The organism is Faecalibacterium sp. An77 (genome assembly GCF_002161315.1).
Lineage (GTDB): Bacteria > Bacillota > Clostridia > Oscillospirales > Ruminococcaceae > Faecalibacterium.
In genome coordinates this window covers 18,719-42,981 of the sequence record NZ_NFHK01000002.1, presented here as the reverse complement: position 1 = coordinate 42,981, position 24,263 = coordinate 18,719, and the positions used below count along the sequence as shown (strand labels likewise).

The window sequence follows — 24,263 nt, the reverse complement described above, 5'->3', positions numbered from 1 at the left end:
GCAAAAACGCTTACTTCACCATGCTGGCGACTTCAGCTGCGAAGTCGTCGGAACGCTTCTCCAGGCCCTCGCCCTTCTGGAAGCGGGCGAACTTGACGATCTTGATGTCGCCGCCCAGCTCCTTGGCCACCTTAGCGGTGTACTGAGCAACAGACAGGTCGCCGTCCTTGACGAACTCCTGGTCAACCAGGCAGTTCTCCTTGTAGTACTTCTTCAGCTTGCCCTCGATCATCTTGATCTTGACAGCCTCAGGCTTGTTGGCGTTCTTGGGATCGCTGGACATCTGGACCAGCATGATCTCCTTCTCCTTGTCGATGACCTCAGCGGGAACGCTGGCCTCGTCCAGGTAGCTGGGGTTGGCAGCAGCGATCTGCATAGCGATGTCCTTACCGTAAGCGGTGAACTCGGGCTTTGCAGCGATCTCATCGGAAGTCTCGAAGTTGACCAGAACAGCGTGGGTGCCGCCGCCGTGCACATAAGCTGCGCAGGGGCCCTCGTAACGGACGAAACGGCGAACCTTGATGTTCTCCTTGATGACCAGGATCAGCTGCTTCAGAGCGTCGTCCACGGTGGTGTCGCCCATCTTGCAGTTCATCAGAGCATCGATGTCAGCGGGGTTCTGCTGCATGATGACCTTGGCTGCTTCCTTGACGAACTCGACAAACTTCTCGTTCTTGGCGACGAAGTCGGTCTCAGCGTTGACCTCGATGACCACGCCGACCTTGCACTCAGAGCAGTAATCAGCGTAGACCATGCCCTCGGCGGCCACACGGCCGGCCTTCTTGGCAGCAGTGGCCAGGCCGCGCTCACGCAGCAGCTCGACAGCCTTGGCGAAATCGCCGTTGGCATCGGTCAGAGCCTTCTTGCACTCCATCATGCCGCAGTCGGTCTGCTTGCGCAGTTCCATAACGTCCTTTGCAGAAATAGCCATTGTAATCCTCTCCTATTCTATCGTTGCCTGTTGGTGCCGGAGAAATCAGGCGTTGGCAGCTTCCTCAGCGGGAACAGCCTCCTGGTTGCCCTGCTTGCCCTCCAGAACGGCGTCAGCCATAGCGCCGGCAATCAGCTTGACAGCGCGGATAGCGTCGTCGTTGCCGGGGATGACCCAGTCGATCTCGTCGGGGTTGCAGTTGGTATCAACGATGGCAATGATGGGGATGTGCAGCTTGCGAGCCTCGGAGACAGCGATGCGCTCCTTGTGGGGGTCAACGATGAACAGAGCCTTGGGCAGGGTCTTCATGTTCTTCACGCCGCCCAGGTACTTGTCCAGCTTCTCCATCTCCAGCTCCAGCTTAGCGACTTCCTTCTTGGGCAGCAGCTCGAAGGTGCCGTTCTCCTGCATCTTCTTCAGCTGCTCCATGCGGTCGATGCGCTTGCGGATGGTACGGAAGTTGGTCAGCATGCCGCCCAGCCAGCGAGCATTGACGTAGTGCATGCCGCAGCGGTTGGCCTCGTCACGGATGGACTCCTGAGCCTGCTTCTTGGTGCCGACGAACAGGATCTCGCCGCCCTCAGCTGCGACTTCCTTCACGTAGTTGTAAGCCTCGTCCAGCTTCTTGACGGTCTTCTGCAGGTCGATGATATAGATGCCGTTGCGCTCGGTGAAGATATACTTCGCCATCTTGGGGTTCCAGCGGCGGGTCTGGTGACCGAAGTGCACGCCTGCTTCGAGAAGCTGCTTCATAGAAATGACTGCCATGATAAATTACCTCCAAATTGTTTTGACCTCCGCACACCGTGATCTGCCCTCCCCGCATGGTACAGGGCGGCAGACTGCCCTCCACTTCCGAAGAAGCACAAAAGGGCATAGTGATGCGTGTGTGATGGTTGATCGGCGCACCGGCCCGTTTGACCGGACACACCTTAAATATAATAGCACAGCTCGGGCCTGGATGCAAGACCAATTTTCGCATTCCGGGGCGGTTTTTACTCGTTTTCTTCCAGAGAGATTCCCATTCGGTCCAAAGCATAGCCTTCCCCGAACATCAGGTCGTATTGCAGCAGCCAGTGATTGTTCCGCCAGCGCTCCTGCTGCGGGGTCAGGCTGTCGGCCACCGTGCCGTTCCAGAGGATGGTTTTGCCGCCGGTGCAGCTGCGGTATCCATAGCGGAGCTGCCGGTTCAGGTACTGGAAATAGAGGGGCTGTTCCAGCCCGAAAACATCCATCATCACCGGCGACACCTCATAGGCGGCGATGGTGCCCAGGTCCACCTGGGCATTGCTGTAATTGGACCACATCAGCAGTGTGGTCTGATGGAGGGCCGGGTCGGAGCTGTCGGCGCTGGCATAGCCGGTCTGGGTGTACACATCGTAGCCCGAATCAATGGGGTTGTAGTGGTCGCCCCAGAAAACCAAGATCACCGGCTCGTCCACCTGGGAGAAATAGCTCACCAGCTGGCCCAGCAAAGCGTCCGCATCCCGGACGCCGGTGGCGAAGTCCTCCAAAGCACCAATGGTGCTCTGTTTGAGGCCGGCCGGCGCACTGGTGACGTGGACCCGTTCCTCATCTGGATAATTGGCCGCGTTGTAGTTGGTGTGGTTCTGCATGGTGACGGCATGGAGGAAAACCGGCGCGTCCGAGGATTCTTTCAGACGCTCGTACTCCTGGATGATCTGTTCCCCCATGGATGCGTCGGTGACCAGGCCGCCCGGCCAGTAGTAGCTCCGCACCTTGTCCACCCCGCGCATATCCTCCAGGCTGATGAAATCATCGAATCCCAGGTTGGGATAAGCGGTGTTGCGGCTCCAGTACTTGGCATAGTAGCAGTGGACCGCCGCGGTCTGATAGCCCTGGCTCTTGAGATAGGAAGGCAGGGCAAACATGGGTTTGGTGACGTGCTGCTGATAGGGCTTGCAGCCCGAGGGCAGAAAGCCCACCGAATAACCGGTCAGGGCCTCAAACTCCACGTCACAGGTGCCGCCGCCAAAGCTGGGGCTGTACACCTTGCCATAGGCACTGGTCTGCTGCAGGGCGTGGAGATTGGGCGAGACATCGGTATCAAAGGTGACGCCATATTGCTCCAGCTCGCTCACATCCCAATAGGACTCATCCATCACATAAATAATGGTAGGAGTCTTTTCCACCTGGGCGGGGTCGGTGGTAGCCCCATAGCTGGTGGGATAATTGGGGCCGGTCTCAATGTGTTGAGCGGCCTCCACATCGTCCAGCAGCGCGTTGACAGCCTCCTCGGTGTAGTCCTCGGGGGCATTGATTTCCAGGTTGGTGAGGTTGGTCATAAACCCGGTGATGACCCCGTACCAGCGGTAGTAGCGGTCCTGCATCCAGGCGTCGGAATAAATGCCGAACCACTGGGTGGCCGCCGGCTGCAGGTAAATCCCGAAGATCAGGGTCAGCAGGGCCGCCAGCGAAGCGGCCACGCTGACCAGCCGCACCGGCAAAACCATTTTGTCGCGCTTGCGGTAGAGAAAAAACGCCAGCACCGTCAGCGCCGCCAGCAGAACGCCGGAACAGATCATGCTGGTCTGAACCTTCAGGCCGGCAGCGGCCGCCACGCCGGCGGCCTCCTCCACCTGGGTCAGGTCCCACGGGAGAAAAGGTTCACCCCGCAGCTGCAGGGTATAAAAGTTGACCGTTGCAGGCACCAGACCGGTGCACCCGGACAAAAAAGTGGCCAGCGGGGCCAGACGGGTGACGGTGTCCACCACCATCCAGATCAGAAACAGGAACAGCCAGGACAGCAGATAGGACTCCAGATGAGGCTGGATATATTCTGCCCAGGTCTCCCCTGTCAGCTCGCCCCGCGCCACCCACTCGGTCAAAACCAAAAAGATCAGGGATGCCGCAAACGGAAAAATCCCCCGGGCGATCAATACGCCCAGGGAAGCTGTCGTCTGTTGTTTGTATTTCATACGAACTCCACTTCCTGTTTTTCTTTCGGTGCGGGCACCCGGCCCGCAGCGAATCCGAATCCTATTATAGCGCAATTTGACCTAAAGTCTACTCATATTCTTGTGAAATTTTCCATCTTGACCGGCGATTATTTGCCCAGAAGCCGTTCCAGAAGGCCCTGTTTTTTATCCTCCTGCCCGTTGTCCTCCGGCAGTTCGGTGCTGACCAGAAGGGCGTCGGCGCCGATCTTCTCAATCTCGTCCCACTCGATCACCAAAGTTTCACCGCGGCCCAAAAGCCCAAACAGCTTGGGCCGGCCCAGCATCAGGAGCTTTTCAATTCTGGCGTGTTCGGGGTCGATGACCATATCGTCAATCTTGCCCAGGCAGGCCCCTTCTTTGAGCTGGACCACTTCTTTTTTGCTCAGTTCACGGAATGTCACGGTACGCTCCCCCTTTCGGCCCGTCCTGTACCGGACAGCACAGGGCGCGGGCTGTCGCTGCGCTTCGCAGGAAAAACCAGTGGAAATCACTGGCCCCGATGTGTTATACTATGCAGTACAAAGAAAAATGTGTATTGAATCCGGCTTCCGGGCCGGATCAGGAGCTAAGATTATGTATAAAAATGTTATTTTTGATCTGGGCGGTGTCATGGTGGACTTCAGCCCCAAGGACTTTCTGCTGGATCGCTTTTGCAACAGCTCTACCGAGGACAAGGTCTACCGGCTGACCTTCGGCAGCGAGACCTGGAAGAAGCTGGACGCCGGCCTGTGCTCCCGCTACGAGGGCAATCAGGCCATGCTGGCCGCCGCCCAGGCCGAACACTGCGGCTTTGAGGTGCAGGAAGTGCTGGAAAACTGGACTTCCATCCTCCGCCTGCGCCGCCGGATGGTGGAGCTGGTGCGCCGCCTGAAAAACCACGGCTACTGCGTCTACTACCTGAGCAACATCCCCGAGGACACCCTGGCTCTGCTGATGAGCCGCGGTCTGGAAGGTCTTTTTGACGGCGGCGTGGCTTCCTGTGAAGTCCACATCAACAAGCCGGACCCCCGGATCTACAAGGAGCTGCTGAAAAAGTATCAGCTGGTGGCCAGCGAGTGCATCTTCATTGATGACAGCCGGGCCAATGTCCAAACCGCCTTCCAGCTGGGCATGAACAGCATTCAGATGAAAGACAGCGTGGACACCCTGGTTCGCAGTCTTGCCACCTGCAACGTAACTTTGCGCTGAAAACCAAAACAAAGCTCCCCTGCCGCACACCCTGAGAGGATGCGCGGCGGGGGAGCTTTTTCAGATGGAGTTACTTCTTCTGGTAGTTCTGGCAGAAGTGCGGGGTCTCGGTCTGCTGGTTGCAGCTGCCCGAGGCGCAGTGCTCGGTCACCTTAATCTGGGGCAGATTGCACTTGCAGCAGTCCACGTTGTACATGCACTCGCTGACATCGCAGATAACACCTTTGTTCTCCATGTTTATCACCTCTCTTCGCAAGCAGTATGCCCGCAAAGAGAGAAGCTTATACAAAGCGTGGGGTCTGGGGATTTTTACCAGGCGGCCAGGTCGGCCCCCAGCTTGCGGCAGGCATCCTGAACGTCGCTGTCGGGGGTCTCGTTGCAGATCAGCCCCTCTTCCTGGAACAGGACTGCGCCGTCCCCTTTGACGCGGTCGCACCAGTCCCGCATCCACTGGCCGTCACCCCAGCCATAGGAACCGAACAGGGCCACTTTCCGGCCGTTCAGGCACCCCTCCACCGAGGAGAACATGGGCTCGAACTCGCTCTCCTCCAGCTGTTCGGCCCCCATGGCCGGGCAGCCGAACGCCAGAACATGATACCCTTCCAGCGCGGCCGGGGTGACATCGGCACAGGAGAGAATGGTGCCGCTGGCGCCTGCGCCTTCCGCGATGCAGTTGGCCATGATCTCAGTGTTTCCTGTAGCGCTCCAGTAAATGATTGCAACCTTGTTCATTGTGTTCAGACCTTCTTTCCTTGACAGTAGATTACGGTATAAAATAGTTAGTTATAACTAATTCTCTCCCCTGCAAAAAGCGCTGGCTGTCCAGCGCCGAAGGGATGAGGTTAGTTGATAATAACCTGCGCAAAAAGAATACCATGTTCCAGATTGGTTGTCAAGGGACTTTTTCTCACAAAAGGAAGGTCCCTGCCATCATCAGGCCATAGATCACCGGCTGATGCAGCAGATAGAGCAGCAGCGAGTGACGGCCCGCCCAGCCCAGCGGCGGGCAGACCGAGCGGCGCAGGGGTTCCATCCTCTCCCGCCCCACTGCCTTGTGGAGGAAAAAGCCGATCCAGTACAGAAACAGCCACGGGAACAGAGAGAAATAGTCGGTGGAGTAAAATTCCAGATGCGGGAACCCCAGAAAAGCGGTGCCGAAATTGGCGTACCAGCCGGAAGGCACCGCCGCCAGGGTGATTCCCTCAAATCCGAAAAAGCCCTGGTTGATGTCCCGGGTCAGGAAAAACAGAACCCCGCATATGGCCAGGCCGGCCAGCGCCGGCACTTTATCCAGCGCCGGGCAGAGCAAACCGGTAAGAAGCATGGCGGAACCCAGAAAGGTCAAGACGCCAAAAACCACCAGATCGGAGGGCATCAAAGCCCAGGTCACCAGGGTGACCAGCAGCCCGGCCCCAAATACCTCTGCGCCGCGGCGGATGGTTCTGTGGCCCAGGGGCACGCAGAACCCGGACAGCAAAATGAAAATCCAGCTGGTGATCTGCTGCCAGAGATATCCCGGGAGGCCCAGAAACCAATCCGCAGACAGGCCAAACAGAAAAATCAGATCCCACATGGCGTGATAGACCATCATGCTGATCAGACAGAGGCCCCGCAGCTCATCCAGCAGCGCATAGCGGCCGCCGGTGGGGATGGAACGGTTCATAGTAGTTGTACCTCCTGTGCAGTCCGGCAAAGGGCCGGACGGAAATAGGCCCGGAAGGCCAGAGAAAAGATACCTGAATCCGCATCAAAAATCAAGTGCTCTTTTCAAAAAGAAAGAGCGCCCGGAACAGTCCGAACGCTCTTTCGCAGTGCCGCCGACGGGGGTCGAACCCGTACTCTGTCTCCAGAAAGGGATTTTAAGTCCCTCGTGTCTGCCAATTTCACCACAGCGGCCCAACAAGCTGCCGCACGGAATCCATGCGGCAGCTCCAGACGAACTATATAATACAATAGGACCGGCTTTTTGTCAACTAAAATCCATTAAACGCGGCCGCCATGCAGTTCGGCGTACATCTTGTCGCGGCACTCGGCCACGGCGGGGGTCATGTTGACGTAGTGCTTGTGGGGGCACTCCAGGCGCAGCTCGCTCTCCCAAACCTCATTGGTGAGCTGGCGGGCCACATATTCCCGGCGCTCGCTGATGGAGGGCAGCTCAATGGCCAGCTGGCCGTTGAGAATGTGGGGCACCAGCAGCGGCTTGACGGCCGTCGGCGTAAAGGTGATGGTCCGCTCCACCGCATCGGGGTCCAGGTTGACCATGGTGATGGGCTTGCCGGCCTCGATCACTTCCCCGTCCATGGCGATCAGGTCGCACTGGGCCTGGCCGTTGGCGTCATACAGACGCCAGGGCATCTTTTTGCCCGGGATGATGGCCTTGCTGACGCTGTCGGAGCACTTCATCTTGGGCTGATAGCTGCCGTCCGGCTGCTTGACCGCCACCAGCTTGTACACGCCGCCGAACACGGGGTCGGACGCCGAGGTGATGAGGTTCTCGCCGACGCCGTAGGAGTCAAAGTGGGCGTGCTCATACAGCTCCATGTTGGCGATCTTCTTTTCGTCCAGGGCGTTGGAGGCCACCAGCTTGATATAGGGCTTGCCGGCAGCGTCCAGCGCCTTGCGCAGACGCTTGGAACCGCGGGCCAGGTCGCCCGAGTCAATCCGGGCCGACTTTACCCGCTTGTTGGGATCGTCGGGGTACTTCTCGATCAGGTAGTCGTCCAGCTTGATGAGATTGGGCAGGCCGCTCTCCATAATATTATAGGTGTCCAGCAGCAGGCTGACCGAGTCGGGATAGGTGTCGGCAAAGGCCTTGAAGGCGTCGAACTCGGTGGGGAAAAACTCAATGAAGCTGTGTGCCACCGTACCCACGGCCTTGACCTCTGCGCCGTACTTCATCTCGGCCAGACAGTTGGCGGTGCCCACGCAGCCGCCCAGAACCGCCGCATAGGCGCCGTCGTTGCCGGCGCTCTCGCCCTGGGCGCGGCGGGTGCCGAACTCCATGACGCTGCGGGGAGTGTGGGTGTTCAGGCCCACCACGCGGGTGGCCTTGGTGGCAATCAGGCTGTGGAAGTTGATGGTCTGCAGCAGGTAGGTCTCGATCAGGATGGCGCCCACCATGTCGCACTCGATCCGGACCATCTGAACGTTGGGGTAACAGACGGTGCCCTCGGGCAGAGCGTACATATCGCCCTGCCAGCGGTAGGTCCGCAGGTAGTCACAGAACTCCTCGCTCATTCCCTTGGTCCGCAGCCACCAGATGTCCTGGGCGTTGAAGTGGTAGTTGAGCAGGAAGCGGGTCAGCTTCCGCTGGCCGGCGCTGATGGAATATCCCTGCTGGTCCGGGTTCTTGCGGAAGAACATATCAAAAACCAGCCTGGTGTCCTTGTAGCCGTTCAGAAACAGGCAGTTGGCCATGGTGAACTCATAAAAGTCCACCACCATGGCGGGGTTATCGTAATCTTCATCGGGAATATACGGGATGACTTCGACTTTATTTTCCATAGAGTGTTCCCCTCTTCTTGTAGCAAAAAACATCCGTTTGCCCCTTTTTGCGTGCGGGGCTGGGTCTGGGTATTAACGATATGATAGCATCATTTGCCCCGGGGTGCAAGTTCTTTTTGCAAAATTCAGGTCAAATCCACGCAATCTGTCTTGACTGATGTCACCTTTGTTCGGCCAACAGGACAAACAAAAGGCCGGCAGCCACACGCCGCCGGCCAGGATCGGGTCACTTGGAGCGAGATGCACGAACTGCATTCACAATAAACTGCACCAGACGCACGACAATCAAAACAGCTATAGCGCCTATCACAAGCAATTCAATCATAGCGGTCATCATGGAGCATTCCTCTTTTCTTCTATGAAAAAGGGTTGGTTGATTCCGATTGACTGCCGCCAAAAAAGGCTGCTCAAGCTTGTTTATGGCCATTCTCCACCCTTGTCCTTTATTTAAATTATAACACAGCTGTTTTGGTTTGCAATGTGCAGCATGGTCAAGAAATATCCGCTGATTTTATACATTGGGAACGCAAAAAAGCCCCCGGCTTTCACCGGGGGCTCAGAGTTGCAATCAGCCGTTCATGATGTTGGGGGTGGAGTTCTTGAGCAGAACGTCGTGGCTGCCGCCCTCCACGATGGAGGTGGAGGAAACGACGGTCAGCTTGGCCTTCTCCTGCAGCTCGGGGATGGACAGAGCGCCGCAGTTGCACATGGTGCTCTTGACCTTGTACAGAGTGGTCTGGACGCCATCGGCCAGAGGACCGGCGTAAGGCACATAGCTGTCCACGCCTTCCTCAAAGGACAGCTTGGTGGCGCCGCCCAGGTCGTACCGCTGCCAGTTGCGGGCGCGGTTGGAACCTTCGCCCCAGTACTCCTTCATGTACTGGCCGTTGATGCGGACGCGGTTGGAGGGGCTCTCGTCAAAGCGGGCGAAGTAGCGGCCCAGCATCACGAAGTCAGCGCCCATGGCCAGAGCCAGGGTGATGTGGTAGTCGTGGACGATGCCGCCGTCGGAGCAGATGGGAATATAGATGCCGGTCTCCTTGTAGTACTCATCGCGGGCCTTGGCAACCTCGATGACTGCGGTGGCCTGGCCGCGGCCAATGCCCTTGGTCTCGCGGGTGATGCAGATGGAGCCGCCGCCGATGCCGATCTTGACGAAGTCTGCGCCGGCCTCAGCCAGGAAGCGGAAACCGTCGCGGTCCACCACGTTGCCTGCGCCCACCTTCACCTTGTCGCCGTAGTTCTCGCGAATCCAGCGCAGGGTGCGGCTCTGCCACTCCGAGAAGCCCTCGGAAGAGTCAATGCACAGCACGTCCACACCGGCTTCCACCAGAGCGGGCACCCGCTGGGCATAGTCGCGGGTGTTGATGCCGGCGCCCACCACATAGCTCTTGCGGGCGTCCAGCAGCTCGTTGGCGTTCTCCTTGTGGGAGTTGTAGTCCTTGCGGAACACAAAGTACTTCAGATGGCCCTCAGCATCCACCAGGGGCAGGGTGTTGATCTTGTTGTCCCAGATGATGTTGTTGCAGTCATGCAGAGAGGTGTTCTCGGGAGCGGTAACCAGCTTGCTCATGGGGGTCATGAAGGTGGTAACCGGTGCGTCGTCGGGGGTGTGGTTGATGCGGTAGTCGCGGGATGCCACGATGCCCAGCAGCTTGCCGTTGGCGGTGCCGTCATCGGTGATGGCGATGGTGGAATGGCCGGTGCGGGCCTTCAGCTCCAGTACATCGTGGAGGGTAGCCTCGGGGGACAGGTTGGAGTCCGACACAACGTAGCCAGCCTTGTACATCTTGACGCGGTGGACCATAGCGGCCTCATCCTCGATGCTCTGCGAGCCGTAGATGAAGGACACACCGCCCTGACGGGCCAGAGCAATGGCCAGCTTTTCGCCCGAGACGGACTGCATGATGGCGCTGACCATCGGGATGTTCATTTCGAGCGGGCACTCCTCTTCCCCTTTGCGGTATTTCACCAGCGGGGTCTTGAGACTCACTGCGGTAGGCACATTCTCAGCCGATGAATAGCCGGGTACCAGCAGATATTCGCCGAAAGTACGGGAGGGTTCTTCATAAAAATATGCCATGATCCAATCTCCTTTTCTATGCCACCTGTGAGACGCTGCGGCCACACGTGTTTTGCGCAACGCCGGGAATGATACTTGGCTATACTATACCACATTTGAGGCTGGAATACAAAATATCCGTGCGACAAAGTTTTGCAGAATGCGATTGCAAAAAACAGTCACTTTGCATAGTCAACGCATGAAGAAGATGCAACTTAGCCCCTTGTCTGCACAGCATGGGAAACAAAAAAGCCCGTCTCTTACGAGACGGACTTTTTTGCACACGAAGTGAGGTATCGCCTGTGTGGCGCAGCCAGACAGCTGAGAAGGAGAACAGCCGGAGGAGGGGTTGACTGCGCCCGACACCTCAAAAGCAAGAAGAAAAAGATTTCACAGTCGCCGTATCGGCTCTCTGCTGTAACTGTATTGTAACTCTTTTGTCTCCAATTTGCAATACCTTTTTGTAACTTTTTTGTAATTTGCTCGAAATTTTGTTTCGGCTTTTCTTTTTAAAAGTGACAGAACAGTTCAAAGGCTGCTTTTCCTTCCCGACGACCGGTGACGTACCAGCCGGGGACCTCCCCTTCTCCGCGGGCCTGGCCGTAAAACAGCTCCATCTCCTCCCCAAAGGGCACCTGGCGATGGTACTTGATGACAGCATACTGCATGGGACCCTGTTCGATGACTTCCTGGGGCAGGGTATCACACACCACATCCAGATAGGCGGCGTTGTTGATGTGACGGTTGGTGTCGCACAGGGAGTAGCCGGCCCGGCGTACCCCTGCCGAAATGAGTTCCGGCGCTTTGGGGACCTGCTGGGGCAGTTCCCAGTCCACCTGGGGGTTCCAGCGGCTCTCCATATCCTCGGGGATATGGCGCAGGATTTTGCTGGAGTCAGTGTCCACCAGCGTCCAGCGGGTGTCCACCCGGGCCACCTCTTCCCCCTTCTCGTTGCAGACCACCATGACCCGTTTGTTGACGGCACGGCGGTTCTGTTCAGGATAGGTGGTCAGGGTCAAAGTGTCCCGCATGGCAGGCACCTTGTAGAACTGAAAGGCCTGGCGGCCCACCAGATAGACCATGTGCCGCGCACTGTAAAAGGCCTTGTCCATGCCCAGGCTCCAGGCGTGGGCGGTGGCCATATGCTCGGCACAGCGCAGCAGCGCCGACGGTTTCATCAGACCGCGGTAGTCCACGTCCCCTTCGTCCAGGGTGATCTGTTCGGTGTAATAAATCGGGTATCCCATCGTGTGCTCCTTTCCGGTCCGGGAAATGGATTCAGTACATGTTCCGCGCTTTGCGGCGCATCTTGCGCCAGATATTGAAGCAGGCCAGCAAAACCATGGCCAGCAGCAACAGCAGGAACAGATAGCCGCTGCCGCCCTCGTCGTAGCTCTTCATCTCGCTCCACTTCACGTCCAGCTCGCTGTTCACTTCCTCGCTCAGGGCGGTAAAGACCTGCTCTTTGGCGGCCACTTCCTCCGAGGGATAGGCGATCTCGCTGTACTTCAGCTCTTCGTCCAGCTGTTCCCATACGGCGGTGCTGGGGGTGGTGTAGCCGATGTATTCGGCGTTGGCGGCGCCTACGTCCACCTCACACATGAAGTTGATGAACATTTCGGCGGCTTCCTGGTTCTGGCTGGTGGATGGAATGCACATGCAGTCCACCGACAGCACGCTGCCCTCCTCCGGGAAAACCCAGGCCAGGTCGGGGTTGTCATCGATCATGGTGATGGCGTCACCCGAATAGTATACGCCGATGGCGGCCTCGCCGCCAATCATCTTGTCAAAGATTTCGTCCATCACGTAGGCCTGGACCAGGGGTTTCTGGGCTTTGAGCTGCTCCATCACCTCGTCCACCTCCTGGGTGGTGGCGGGATTGATGCTCTTGCCCTCTTTGAAAGCTGCGATGGCGTAGGCATCCCGGCTGTTGTTGAACATCAGGATATTGCCGGCGTACTGTTCGTCCCACAGGTCGGCCCAGCCGGTGGGGGCTTCATTCACCATGGTGGTGTTGTAGATGATGCCGGTGGTGCAGAGCATATAGGGAACGGTATAGGCGTTTTCGGGGTCGTAGTCGGGGTTGCGGTACTGCTCGTCGATCAGCTCGAAGTTGGGGATGTTGCTGTAGTCCAGAGGCAGCAGCATGTCCTCCTCAATCATTTTGGCCACCATGTAGTCGGAGGGAATCACCACATCATAGCTGGCCGCGCCCGACTTGAGCTTGGCGTACATCGACTCGTTGGAATCAAAGGTAGTGTAGTTCACATGGATGCCGGTCAGCTCCTCAAAGGCGGCCACCACATCCACGCTGTCGTCCGCCCCGTTGGAGATATACTCGCCCCAGTTGTAGACGTTCAGGGTGACGTTCTGGCCGGCGAACCGGGTCCAGTCGTAGTCCCCGGAGACGCTGATGTCCTCGTTGACCTGGATGGGTTCCGCAGCCAGTGCGGTTCCGGTGCAGGCTGCGGCCAGCGCCAGGGCGGACACAAATGCAAACAGACGTTTCATCTTGTCCCCTCCCCTCACATCTGCTGCTGTGCGTTCAGGTCCCGCTTGTAGCGGCGGCCTTCCAGCACATTGGACAGCAGAATCACGGCCAGGATGGCCCCGAACATGATGGTGGACAGGGCGTAGATCTCGGGGCTGACCTTGCGGCGGGTCATGGAGTAGATGGCGATGGGCAGGGTCTCGACGGTGCCGCAGTTGAAATAGGAGATCATGAAGTCGTCGATGGAGTAGGTCAGGCAGATCAGGAAGGAGGACAGGATGGCGGGGCTGATCTCGGGCAGAATCACCTTGAAAAAGGCCTGCTTGGGGTCACAGCCCAGATCCAGAGCCGCCTCATACAGATGGATGTCCAGCTGGCGCAGCTTGGGGCTGACGTTGAAGATGACGTAAGGCACGTTGAAGGCCACATGGGCAATCAACAGGGTGGGCATGCCCATGATGGTATCCGGCAGCCAGGACACCCCTGCTGCAAACCGCTGATACGCCACAAACAGCAGCATCAGAGAGATACCGGTGATGATTTCGGGGTTGACCACCGGGATATAGGTGATGTTGGTGATCACCAGCCGGGAGGTGCGGTTCATGCCGGCAATGCCCAGGGACGCCGCGGTGCCCAGCACTGTGGCCACCACAGCCGAGACCAGCGCCACCTCCAGCGAGACCACCAGGGCCCGCAGGATGGAGGAGTTGGTCAGCAGGCTGGCATACCATTTGGTGGTAAATCCGGTAAAGAGGGCGTAGCCCTTGCTCTCGTTGAAGCTGAACAGGATCATGTAGGCAATGGGCAGGTACATGAACCCGAAAAACAGGATGACATAGGTCCGCTGCATCAGGCGGAGATGTTTGGTTTTCATCAGGACACCCCCTCCATTTCGTCTTCGTCAAAGCTGGAAGTAAAGCTCATGCAGAGCAGGACAATAATCATCAGCACCAGGCTCATGGCCGAACCTACATTCAGGTTGTAGCTGTTGCCCAGGAACTGCATCTCGATCAGGTCGCCGATCAGCAGGTTGGCGCCGCCGCCCAGCATTCGGCTGATGACGAAGGTGGACACCGCCGGGACAAACACCATGGTGATGCCGGTGCAGATGCCAGGCACGCTCATGGGGATCAGGACCCGGAACAGGGTCTGGGTGGTGTTGGCGCCCAGGTCCTGGGCGGCCTCCACGATGCTCTGGTCGATCTTGGTCATGCTGGTGTACAGGGGCAGGATCATATAGGGCACATAGTTATAGACCATGCCCAGGACGACGGCCCCTGCGGTGTTGAGCATATTGAAGGGTCCCAGACCAAACAGGCCCAGCAGGGTGTTGATGGGGCCGTTGATGCTCAGCAGGCCCATCCAGGCGTACGTCCGCAGCAGGAAGTTCATCCACATGGGCAGCATCACCAGCATCTGCATGATCCGCTGTTTGTTCACCCGCAGGCGTGACAGAAAGTATCCCACCGGGAAGGCAATCACCAGGCAGATGACGGTGGCAATCATGGCCAACAGCAGGCTGCGGGCAAACACCGAACCGTATCCGCTGACCGAAACCAGATTGGCCAGGGTGAAGCGGCCTTCGGCGTCGGTGAGGGCGTAGTAGCAGACAATCAGCAGCGGAATGACCGTGAACAGCGCCATCCACACCAGGTACGGGGCGGCAAGCCGTTTATCATATCCTTTCATTCCCTTCACCCCTCCGACCGTGCCATAATATGGATCTCATTGGGGCCGATGCACATGCCGATCCGCTCGCCGGGGGTGCAGGCGCGGGTGGAATGGATCAGCCATTCCCGGCCGTCGCAGTCCACATGCATCTCGAAGTGAACGCCCTTGAAAATCACGTCGTCCACCACGCCGGTCAGCTGGCCTTCCATCGGGGAGACCACCTCGATGTCCTCGGGACGGACCACCACCTGGACACTCTGTTCGGGCTTGAAGCCGCGGTCCACGCAGGGGAACTGCACTCCGGCAAAGGAGACCAGGAAGTCCCGGTGCATGACGCCGTCAATGATGTTGGAATCGCCGATGAAGTCGGCCACAAAAGCGTTCTTGGGCTCGTTGTAGATTTCCTCGGGGGTGCCCACCTGCTGGATAACGCCGCCGTTCATGACCACCACGGTGTCCGACATGGTCAGGGCTTCTTCCTGGTCGTGGGTGACATAAATAAAGGTGATGTTCATTTCCCGCTGCAGACGTTTCAGCTCCAGCTGCATCTCTTTGCGCAGCTTGAGGTCCAGCGCGCCCAGAGGCTCGTCCAGCAGAAGGATTTCGGGCTCGTTGACCAGGCTGCGGGCAATGGCCACGCGCTGCTGCTGGCCGCCCGACATCTGGGAGATGCTGCGCCGTTCAAAACCTTTCAGGCCCACCACTTCCAGCATGTCCCGCACCTTGATGCGGATGGTGTCCTCGTCCATATGTTTGAGCCGCAGGCCGAAGGCCACGTTCTCAAACACGTTCAGATGCGGGAACAGGGCGTACTTTTGGAACACCGTATTCACCGGCCGCCGGTAGGGCGGCACGCCGGTGATGTTTTTGCCGTGCAGGATGATTTGGCCTGCATTGGGCTCCAAAAAGCCGGCGATCAGCCGCAGTGTGGTGGTTTTGCCGCAGCCCGACGAGCCCAGCAGCGTCACAAATTCCTTGTCGTGAATGTCCAGGTTCAATCCGTTCAGGATGCGCTGGCCGTCAAAGTCCACTACGATGTCACGCAGGGATACGATTACAGAATTATCCATTTTCCAGATGAGTCCTCCCCTTGCATGGAATCAATGCGTCGCACGCCGGCCGCAGAACACAGACGGCATACTGTGTCTATCTTAAACAATCGTGCAGAAAATGTCAATTCGCAAAACAAGGTTTCCAAACCGGCCGAACTTTGACGAATCCCTGAAATGAACGCAGGCATTGAAAAAGCCCGGGCGCTGGCGGCGCTCGGGCTGACTGAAAAAATGAAATTTTACTTGCTTTTTACGAGGCGGCCTTCAGCTGTTCCGCCGTATAGTGGAAGGCCTCGGGGACGGTGAGGTCCACTTTATAGATGGAGCTGTCCCCTTCCGTCATCATATAACAGCCGTCGGTTCCGGAGGCATAGGTGACCTGGTAAGTGGTTTCTCCATCGGAGGCGGTGACGGTGACCAGCGGGGCATCAAAGCCATAATCTGCCGGTTCGGCGCCGGTGATCTGCCCCGACACATAGCCGCTCAGGGCCGACAGAATCCCGTTGACCGCCTCCTCATTGAGGGCGGTTTCAGTCTCATCGGCCAGGCGCCAGGCGGTGGTGTAGGTCTCACTGTCGGCCGCGCTGTCTGCGGCTTCGCTGGCAGAGCTGGCCGCGTCAGCGGCCACCGACACAGCCTTGAGCTGGACCGAGAAACTCTCCCCGCCGCCGGAATAGGTGTAGTCGATGGTTTCCAGGCTGCTGGAAGTGATGCCCGCCGGGTTGAAGGCTCCGAATAGTTCCTCCTTGCCGTATTCAAAGCAGCTCACCTTGGAGGAGGCCGCCGTGTAGACGGCGCTGTCCCCTTCCTTCTGGACGTAAATGTCCCCGGTGATGGTGTTGGTATCCCCAAAGGTGAAAGTGTTGGTCTCTCCGCCTGCTATCACCGTGACGGTGACCAGAGGAACCTCCATACCGTAATCTTCCCCGGTCTGGGCATCCAGCTGGCGTTTGGCATTCAGGTCAGCCAGAGCGGCGGCCATGGTGTTGCACTTGGTCTGATCCAGATGGTAGTCCGGGTCGTTGGCCAGGGTCCAGGTTTCTCCGTCGTAGAGCAGCGAAACGGTCTCGCCCTGGTAGGTGTATTGGATTTCGGTCAGGCTGTCCACCGCAAAGGAGGACAGCGGGATGGTTCCGGCCTCGGCCTCGCTGGCGGCCTGTTCCGCTTTCTGGTTGGAGCGGGTCAGCAGGGCCAGGGCGGCGCCCGCCAGCACCACCAGAACCAGCAAGATCAGCAGGGTGCGCTGTTTGGCTTTCATGCAGTCCCCTCCCTTATCTTCTTCTGCGTCGGATGGTGACCACTGCGCCGGCGATCAGCAGACCTGCCGGAACCGCCAGCAGGAACACCAGACCCACCACGGTGGCCGTGCCGGCCGGGATGGTCAGCTGGTCGGCCTCCAGCGCCTTGGCGTCAATCAGAATGTCGCTGGACTGGCCGGTCAGAGAGGCAGCGCAGCCCACCAGGAAATCACAGTTGCCTGGAACACTCATATACAAAGTGTCGTCATCCATGTTGGAGCAGCCCACCCAAATCACCTGAGCGCCGGTGGTGTCGTTCTGGGCCCACACCGCCAGGTTGAAGGGTCCGTCGATGTCGCCCTCCTCCTTGTCGGTGGTGGTCATCTCATAGCCCGCCGTCTTGCTGTAGGCGGCCGAGGAAGTGGTCAGCAGAGGCTCGGCGGTGACGCTGTCGTTCTGGGTGATCTGGATGCCCTGGGCCATCTGCAGCAGCAGGTAGGCGCTGGTGTCCAGGCCATCCAGGGCGGTGCTCTCGGTGGTGATGGCGTAATCGGGCAGCAGATAATAGCTGTAGCCGTACAGGCTGTGGTTGGCATCCCCTTCCACAATCAGGCCGTCCACCCGGGACAGTCCAAACTCGGCCATAACCGCATCCAGGTTGGGGGTGCTGTAGTAGGCGTCGGTGGTGAGCAGAACCTTGCCGCCGGCGGCCAGATATTCCTCCAGCATGCCGATTTCATCCACCGCGCCCTCCGGGCCGGTGAAATCGCTGGCGGGACAGTTGATGATGAGAAGGTCGCAGTCCTCGGGAATGGTGCTGCTCAACAGGTTCACCTCCTGAGGCTGGATGTTCTGGGCCTCCAGGGCATCCACCAGGGTGTCCGACAGAGCCCGTTCCCCGTGGTTGGTGGTGTAGTAGGCCTGGCTGGCTTCCCCGCTGGTCAGGCGGTACAGCGACGAGGTGATCTGCTGTTCGCCGTCAAAGCGGACACTATAATTGTAATAGTCGGAGTAGTCGTAGACGTAAAAGTCCACCGCGTCCAGCACATCGCTGCCGGTGCCGGCGTCCAGGATCAGGCTGCCGCCCGAGACCTGTTCGGCCCCATACTGAGCGGCAAAGGTGGGATACAGGGCGGGGTCCTTCTGTTCCCAGTGAATGTGGCTGCTGGAAGCTGCGTACTGGTCCAGCAGCCGGGTGATGATGGCATCTTCGCTGCCGGTTTCACACAGATAGTAGATGGTTACATCCTGGGTCAGGCCCTCCGCCACCTGGACGGAAGTATCACTCAGGGTGTACAGACCGCCCTCAGACAGGTCGAACTCGGTATATGTGGTGGGGATGGCCTGGACAATCAGATTGATGAGGATCACCAGCACCACGGCTGCCGCCAGGATGGCGGTGGAGTACAGGCCATTGCGGAAGATACGCCCGCCGTCCGCCGGTGCGGCAAAAAGGCGGCGCAGTTTGGATTCTTTGTTCATCGTCGGGCCTCCTTTCAGTTCCAGCGGCGCTTTTCAATGCCCTGCGCCGTAAATAAGAGGAACAGCCCTGCCACGCTGATGTAATACACCAGAGACGGCAGCGAGAAGCTGCCATTGACAAAGTCCTCAAAGGGAGAGAACAGGGCCAGAGCCCCCAGCACCGAGCTGAAAGCCTCGGTGAGCCAGGCGCTGCGGACGGTGAACAGCACCGAGATGCAGGCCGCCAGAGCGGCGAACAGGAAACATCCCAGCGTGAGGCTGCGGCTGCGCAGGCCGGCCCAGAGCGAAACCGCGGCAGCCAGCACCGTAAAGACCACCAGAGCCATGACGCTGCCCGCATTGAACAGGCTGCGCAGGCCTGGCATCAGGTAGGCCAGCAACAGAGCGCCGAATCCCATCACCGCGGCGATGATCTGGTTTTCGGTCAGGCTGGAGAGGAATTCACAGATGGCAATGGCCGTACAGCCCAGCAGATAATAGCAGAGCAGGCTGGAGAAATTGGACAGAAGGGCGGTGTTGGTGGAGCCCAGCGCCCGCAGAACCCCGATCAACAGGGCATCCATCAGGCAGGGCAGTGCGAAGACGGCGCACATGGCCAGATATTTGCCCAGAACAATCCCCCAGACCGACACCGGACTGGTCAAAAGAAGCTGATCGGTGCGGCTGTGTTTTTCCTCGGCAAAGCTGCGCATGGCCAGCACCGGCACATACACCAGCAGCACAAAAACCGTCTGGTACAGGGTATAGTAGCCAAAGTCGGTCAGGCCAAACCCCAGGTTATTGGCAAAGAAATAGAGCGCCGAAGTGCCGGTGAGAAAGGCGGTCAGCAGCCAGCCCATCATGCCGGAGAAGCTGCTGCGGAATTCCCGTTTGAATATAGCCGTCATCTTACTCCTCCTCCCCTTCGGTCTGGCCGGCGGTGTCCGCCTGTTCAAATTCGGTCAGCTCGAGGAACACGTCCTCCAGGCTGCGGGTCTCGGCGGTCAGATTCAGGACGGCGCAGCCCGCGGCGGCCAGCGCCTGGCTGACCGCAGCCCGCAGATCTTCGCCTGAGCCGCTGCGGGCGGTGAAGGTAACCTCCCCGCCGCTTTCCTCCTCAATGTCCACCGACTGAATCCCCTTCACGGCCCGCACTGCGGCGGCCACCGCCTCCCGGCTGCCCAGCGCCGTGGCGTGCAGGACGCCGTGGGGGCTCAGCTGGGCGCTCAGCTCCTGGGGCGTGCCCTCCGCCACCAGGCGGCCATGGGAGAGGATCAGCACCTGAGAGCAGACGGCCTGCACCTCGCTGAGGATATGGCTGGACAGGATCACCGTGTGCCCCTGCCCCAGTTCCTGGATCAGGCGGCGGATCTCAATGACCTGCGCCGGGTCCAGACCCACCGTCGGCTCGTCCAGAATAATCACCTTGGGGTGGCCCAGCAGTGCCTGGGCAATGCCCACCCGCTGGCGATAGCCTTTGGACAGGTTGCGGATCAGCCGGGGCATCACGTCGGTCAGGCCGGTGCGGCGGGCGGCCTTTTCCGCCTGGGCGGTGCGCTCGGCCCGCTTGACCCCTTTCAGCTCGGCGGCAAAGGTCAGATATTCCCGCACCGTCATTTCGGGGTAGAGCGGCGGCGTCTCGGGCAGATAGCCGATGCAGGCTTTGGCTGCGTCGGCCTCCTCAGGCAATGGGTGTCCGTCCACCGTTACCGTCCCGCTGGTGGCGGCAAGGTACCCGGTGATGATGTTCATAATGGTCGATTTTCCCGCTCCATTGGGACCCAGCAGGCCATAAACCTGTCCGTCCTCCACGGTGAAGGACAAATCACTCACCGCCGGACGGCCGCTGTACTCCCTGGTCAGATGCGACACTTCGATCACTGGCAAATGCTCCTTTCAGTTTGTTTGGAATCATACATACTATAGGATGCAAATGTGTTCAAAATAAGGCAGAGTGGTGTAAATTCCCTTATGTGACAATAAAAAACACCGCTCTCCGGTTGGGAGAGCGGTGCAGCAGCTGCAAAATATAAATTACTTGCGGCCAAAACGACGATTGAAGCGGTCCACACGTCCGCCGGTATCAACCAGCTTCTGCTTACCAGTGTAGAAAGGATGGCACTTGGAGCAAACTTCAACGTGGATCTCGGGCTTGGTAGAGCGGGTCTGGATCACATTGCCGCACGCACAGGTGATGGTGCAGTCAACGTAGTTGGGATGGATACCCTGTTTCATACGATTCACCTCATTTCTGGTTCTGACAAATAGGGGCCATATTCCATGTATGTGCCCATCACAACCTTCAATTTCGGCTACCCCGTCGAGCGGCCTTCGGAACGATTGCTATAGTATTATAGCACGGAATTCAGAAAATGCAAGAGGAAAATGCCCTTGTTCTCCATAAAATTTCGCCTTTTCCCCGCTTTCTGCCCCGGACGCGGCAAAAGCGGGCTGCCTTTGGTTCGGACAGTCCGCTTCTGCTGCGCTGGGGGATGCAGAGTGAGGATAGGTTCAGCCAATCCGCTGTTTTTTGTCCAGACGGATTTTGTCGGCAATCATGGCGATGAATTCACTGTTGGTGGGCTTGCCCCGCATATTGTGGATGGTATAACCAAAATAGCGGTTGAGGGTATCCACGTCGCCGCGGTCCCAGGCCACTTCGATGGCGTGGCGGATGGCGCGCTCCACCCGGCTGGCGGTGGTGGCGTTCTTCTGGGCGATATCGGGGTACAGCCGCTTGGTGACGGCGTTGATGTAATCCGGCGTGTCCACCGCCATCAGGATGGCTTCCCGCAGATATTGGTAGCCCTTGATGTGGGCGGGGACGCCGATCTGATGGAGGATCTCGGTGACCGTCACCTCGTCGCTGTCGGCGGTGGTAAAGGGAGAGCGCTGCTCCGGCTTGGCCGCGGCTTTCAGCACGCGGCTCACCAGGACGCTCTCGTCAAAGGGCTTCACAAAATAATAGGAGAACCCTTCGTCCAGCAGTTCCTGGACCATTTCTTCGCTCTGGAAGGCGCCGGTGACAAAAAAGGACGTGTGCCACTCCCCTGCGGCATTATACCGCTGCTTGATGGTCAGAGCATCCAGCCCGGGCATAAAAGCGTCCAGAAGCACCACGTTGGGCCGGATGGAAAGCATCTTCTGCAGAACCTTGCTGCCATCCTTTTCCACCACGGTCACGTCCACGCCTTTCTGCTCCAGCGCCTCGCGGCACAGAGGGGTGACCTCTGCTCCGGTGTCTGACATCAAAAACTTAATCTTGTCCATGATTGTTCTCCTCCCATGCGTAAAATGAACCCAGTCAAGCCCGCCGCTGCCGACACAGCGGCCGGAAGTTCGCGGTATCACTCCAAGGGGCGCATGAGAGGCCTTGCACCGGCGTCTTTTCCACAAAAGCATTGCAGCAAGCGCTTTTTCGAGCATTCCCTGGCCGTTTCGGCGAATCAGATGCACCCCGTCCTTGCACCATAGATTTTACCATATTTTACCAGTCTATTCAACAGCAAAAATTGCCATATTTTGGGAATTTTGGCCCGCCGGTTTATCTTTCTGTTCCATCAGCTCGGGTTGCGCTCACTCCTGTTCCATCATGGCGAGGAATTCCTCCTCGTTCAGCACCGGGATGCCCAGGGCGTTGGCCTTGTCCAGTTTGCTGCCGGCCGCCTCGCCGGCCACCACATAGGCTGTCTTTTTGGACACGCTGCCGCTGGCTTTGCCGCCGTTCTTCACGATCAGGGCCTCGGCCTCCTTGCGGGAAAGGCTGGACAGGGTGCCGGTCACCACAAAGGTTTTGCCCGCCAGACGGTCGGTGCGGGTTTCCCCTTTCCAGGTCATGTTGACTCCCTGTTCTGCCAGGCGGCGGATCAGGTCCTCGGTGCCGTCCTTGGCAAAAAACTCCACCACGCTCTGGGCCATAATTTCGCCAAAGCCGTCGATGGTGCACAGAGCTTCCAGGTCGGCCTGCCGGATGGTGTCCATGCTGCCGAACCGTTCGGCCAGCAGGGCCGCGGCCTTATAGCCGATGTTGCGGATGCCCAGGCCAAAGAGCAGTTTGTCCAGATTGTTCTCCTTGGAGTGGGAAATGGCCCGCAGGAGGTTATCGGCGCTCTTGTCCTTGAACTTGTCCAGGGTCAGCAGCTGCTCTTTGGTGAGGGTGTAGAGGTCTGCCGCCGACCGGACCAGGCCGCGGTCCACCAGCTGGGTGCAGACCGCCACGCCCAGTCCGTCGATGTCCATGGCGTCCCGGGACGCAAAGTGGATCAGGTTCCGCAGGGACTGGGCCGGGCATTCGGGGTTGACACACCGCAGGGCCGCTTCATCGGCCAGATGAACCACCGGCGCGCCGCAGGAGGGGCAGACGGTGGGCATCTGATAGGGCTGAGCGCCCTCGGCGTGGGCGGTGACTCCAATCACCTCAGGGATGATGTCCCCTGCCTTGCGCACCTGGATGGTGTCGCCGATGCACAGGCCAAACTGACGGATGAATTCCTCATTGTGGAGGGTGGCCCGGGCCACGGTGGTTCCGGCCAGGAACACCGGCTCAAAGGATGCGGTGGGGGTCAGCACGCCGGTGCGGCCCACCGCCACCTCAATGTCCAGCAGGCGGGTCTCCTTCACCTCGGGGGGATACTTGAAGGCGATGGCCCACCGCGGGAATTTGGCGGTGGAACCCAGCTGGGTCCGCTGGGCAAAGTCGTTTACCTTAATCACAGCGCCGTCCATATCGAAATCCAGCCCGGCGCGGCCCTGGCCGATCTGCTCGATCTCAGCAATGGCCTCCTCGATGGTGTGGACCAGATGGTAGCGGGGCGAGACCGGCAGACCCAGGCTCTTGAGGTAGTCCAGGCTTCCGGCATGGGTGGTCAGCTCGGCGCCCCGGATCTGCTGTACATTAAATATAAAGATGGACAGCCCCCGGCTGCCGGTGATTTTGGGGTCCTTCTGGCGCAGCGAACCGGCGGCCGCGTTGCGGGGATTTTTGAACGGAGAGCCTCCCTGCAGCTCCTGCTCCTCGCACAGCTTCTGGAAAGCAGCATGGGGCATATAGACTTCGCCGCGGACTTCCAGATACTCCGGCGCGCCTTTCAGGGTCTTGGGGATGCTGCGGATGGCCTTGACGTTCTCGGTGACGTCCTCGCCCACCACGCCGTCGCCCCGGGTGGAAGCCCGCACCAGCTGGCCGTTCTCGTATTCCAGGCTGCAGGACAAGCCGTCGATCTTGATTTCCACTACATACTCCGGTTCCACGCCTGCGTCCCGGACGCGGCGGTCAAAGTCCCTCAGTTCATCAAAGCTGAACGCGTCCAGAAGGCTTTCCATTTTGACGGCGTGGGTGACCTTGGCGAACCGCCCGCTGGGGGTGCCGCCCACGTGCTGGGTGGGGGAATCCGGGGTGACCAGTTGGGGGAAATCCGCCTCCAGCTGGCGCAGCTCACGGGTCAGGGCGTCATACTGGAAGTCTTCCAGCTCGGGGGCATCCTGGTCGTAATATAACCGGTTATTGTACTCGATGATCGCGCGCAGTTCTTCGGCGCGCTTTTTTGCTTGTTCCAGTTCCAACATAGTTTCTCTCCTACCTTTGGTGGGGTCCCCGGGAAACGCCGGGGCACATCCACATCATACCACAAATTGCGTTTCATGAAAACGACCGACAGGCAAAAACAAACGACAAAAAGTGTCGCCCGTTCCGTCTCAAACTGCAA

Annotated in this window: 23 protein-coding genes and 1 tRNA gene; 1 reads left to right on the top strand and 23 read right to left on the bottom strand. The window is 58.8% G+C overall.

From position 1 onward, the window contains the following. Nucleotides 1-10: 10 nt before the first annotated feature. The 4 genes from tsf to B5G28_RS01225 form a co-directional block, all read right to left on the bottom strand. Complete coding sequence (tsf, locus tag B5G28_RS01240) at nt 11-931, bottom strand: translation elongation factor Ts (protein ID WP_087245644.1); 921 nt, start codon at nt 929-931, stop codon at nt 11-13. Nucleotides 932-976: 45 nt separating this feature from the next. Then, nucleotides 977-1,699, bottom strand: coding sequence for a 30S ribosomal protein S2 (gene rpsB / locus B5G28_RS01235; protein WP_087245642.1), 723 nt, complete (start codon nt 1,697-1,699; stop codon nt 977-979). A 227-nt stretch (nt 1,700-1,926) separates the two neighbouring features. Then, on the bottom strand, nt 1,927-3,870 hold the full coding sequence (locus B5G28_RS01230) for an LTA synthase family protein (protein ID WP_087245640.1): 1,944 nt from the start codon (nt 3,868-3,870) through the stop codon (nt 1,927-1,929). 128 nt (nt 3,871-3,998) lie between these two features. Next, nucleotides 3,999-4,292: a YlmC/YmxH family sporulation protein gene (locus tag B5G28_RS01225; protein ID WP_087245638.1), complete on the bottom strand. Its 294-nt coding sequence runs from the start codon at nt 4,290-4,292 to the stop codon at nt 3,999-4,001. A 172-nt stretch (nt 4,293-4,464) separates the two neighbouring features. On the opposite strand from B5G28_RS01225, the gene B5G28_RS01220 reads away from it, so the two are divergent. After that, the gene (locus B5G28_RS01220; RefSeq protein WP_087245636.1) at nt 4,465-5,079 is read left to right on the top strand and encodes an HAD family phosphatase; all 615 of its coding nucleotides are present in this window, start codon (nt 4,465-4,467) and stop codon (nt 5,077-5,079) included. Between the two features lie 70 nt (nt 5,080-5,149). Here B5G28_RS01220 and B5G28_RS01215 read toward each other — a convergent pair whose 3' ends face one another. From B5G28_RS01215 to ligA, 19 genes are all read right to left on the bottom strand, one after another. Further along, nucleotides 5,150-5,314: a DUF1540 domain-containing protein gene (locus tag B5G28_RS01215; protein WP_087245634.1), complete on the bottom strand. Its 165-nt coding sequence runs from the start codon at nt 5,312-5,314 to the stop codon at nt 5,150-5,152. Between the two features lie 74 nt (nt 5,315-5,388). After that, nucleotides 5,389-5,811 carry a flavodoxin gene (locus tag B5G28_RS01210; RefSeq protein WP_087245632.1) on the bottom strand — a complete coding sequence of 141 codons (423 nt, stop codon included), beginning with the start codon at nt 5,809-5,811 and terminating at the stop codon, nt 5,389-5,391. A 175-nt stretch (nt 5,812-5,986) separates the two neighbouring features. After that, a complete protein-coding gene (locus B5G28_RS01205; RefSeq protein WP_087245630.1) occupies nt 5,987-6,742 on the bottom strand; it encodes a heparan-alpha-glucosaminide N-acetyltransferase domain-containing protein in 756 nt (251 codons plus the stop codon). 149 nt (nt 6,743-6,891) lie between these two features. Then, nucleotides 6,892-6,975: transfer RNA gene (locus B5G28_RS01200), tRNA-Leu, on the bottom strand. 87 nt (nt 6,976-7,062) lie between these two features. Then, the gene (locus tag B5G28_RS01195; RefSeq protein WP_087245628.1) at nt 7,063-8,583 is read right to left on the bottom strand and encodes a nicotinate phosphoribosyltransferase; all 1,521 of its coding nucleotides are present in this window, start codon (nt 8,581-8,583) and stop codon (nt 7,063-7,065) included. A 226-nt stretch (nt 8,584-8,809) separates the two neighbouring features. After that, nucleotides 8,810-9,010, bottom strand: a complete 201-nt coding sequence (locus tag B5G28_RS14360) for a hypothetical protein (protein ID WP_144265464.1) — start codon at nt 9,008-9,010, stop codon at nt 8,810-8,812. A 141-nt stretch (nt 9,011-9,151) separates the two neighbouring features. Beyond that, on the bottom strand, nt 9,152-10,666 hold the full coding sequence (locus tag B5G28_RS01190) for an IMP dehydrogenase (RefSeq protein ID WP_087245626.1): 1,515 nt from the start codon (nt 10,664-10,666) through the stop codon (nt 9,152-9,154). Between the two features lie 488 nt (nt 10,667-11,154). Then, nucleotides 11,155-11,892 (bottom strand): acyl-ACP thioesterase domain-containing protein, encoded by a 738-nt coding sequence (locus B5G28_RS01185; protein WP_087245624.1) that lies wholly within the window; start codon nt 11,890-11,892, stop codon nt 11,155-11,157. A gap of 31 nt (nt 11,893-11,923) precedes the next feature. After that, complete coding sequence (locus tag B5G28_RS01180; RefSeq protein ID WP_087245622.1) at nt 11,924-13,156, bottom strand: spermidine/putrescine ABC transporter substrate-binding protein; 1,233 nt, start codon at nt 13,154-13,156, stop codon at nt 11,924-11,926. A 14-nt stretch (nt 13,157-13,170) separates the two neighbouring features. Next, on the bottom strand, nt 13,171-14,010 hold the full coding sequence (locus B5G28_RS01175; protein WP_087245620.1) for an ABC transporter permease: 840 nt from the start codon (nt 14,008-14,010) through the stop codon (nt 13,171-13,173). After that, entirely contained in the window at nt 14,010-14,825 is an 816-nt protein-coding gene (locus tag B5G28_RS01170) for an ABC transporter permease (protein ID WP_087245618.1), read from the bottom strand. Before B5G28_RS01170 ends, B5G28_RS01175 begins: the two co-directional genes overlap by 1 nt. Nucleotides 14,826-14,830: 5 nt before the next feature. Further along, nucleotides 14,831-15,877 carry an ABC transporter ATP-binding protein gene (locus B5G28_RS01165; protein ID WP_087245616.1) on the bottom strand — a complete coding sequence of 349 codons (1,047 nt, stop codon included), beginning with the start codon at nt 15,875-15,877 and terminating at the stop codon, nt 14,831-14,833. A gap of 232 nt (nt 15,878-16,109) precedes the next feature. After that, nucleotides 16,110-17,117: a DUF4340 domain-containing protein gene (locus tag B5G28_RS01160; RefSeq protein WP_087245614.1), complete on the bottom strand. Its 1,008-nt coding sequence runs from the start codon at nt 17,115-17,117 to the stop codon at nt 16,110-16,112. Between the two features lie 13 nt (nt 17,118-17,130). Next, on the bottom strand, nt 17,131-18,579 hold the full coding sequence (locus B5G28_RS01155; protein WP_087245612.1) for a Gldg family protein: 1,449 nt from the start codon (nt 18,577-18,579) through the stop codon (nt 17,131-17,133). A gap of 14 nt (nt 18,580-18,593) precedes the next feature. Next, nucleotides 18,594-19,466 (bottom strand): ABC transporter permease subunit, encoded by an 873-nt coding sequence (locus B5G28_RS01150; protein ID WP_087245610.1) that lies wholly within the window; start codon nt 19,464-19,466, stop codon nt 18,594-18,596. Nucleotide 19,467: 1 nt separating this feature from the next. Beyond that, nucleotides 19,468-20,439 (bottom strand): ABC transporter ATP-binding protein, encoded by a 972-nt coding sequence (locus B5G28_RS01145; RefSeq protein WP_087245608.1) that lies wholly within the window; start codon nt 20,437-20,439, stop codon nt 19,468-19,470. 153 nt (nt 20,440-20,592) lie between these two features. Further along, entirely contained in the window at nt 20,593-20,793 is a 201-nt protein-coding gene (rpmE, locus tag B5G28_RS01140) for a 50S ribosomal protein L31 (protein ID WP_087245606.1), read from the bottom strand. Nucleotides 20,794-21,069: 276 nt separating this feature from the next. Next, nucleotides 21,070-21,828, bottom strand: a complete 759-nt coding sequence (spo0A, locus tag B5G28_RS01135; RefSeq protein WP_087245604.1) for a sporulation transcription factor Spo0A — start codon at nt 21,826-21,828, stop codon at nt 21,070-21,072. A gap of 306 nt (nt 21,829-22,134) precedes the next feature. Then, nucleotides 22,135-24,123 (bottom strand): NAD-dependent DNA ligase LigA, encoded by a 1,989-nt coding sequence (ligA, locus tag B5G28_RS01130; protein ID WP_087245602.1) that lies wholly within the window; start codon nt 24,121-24,123, stop codon nt 22,135-22,137. Between the last annotated feature and the right edge of the window lie 140 nt (nt 24,124-24,263).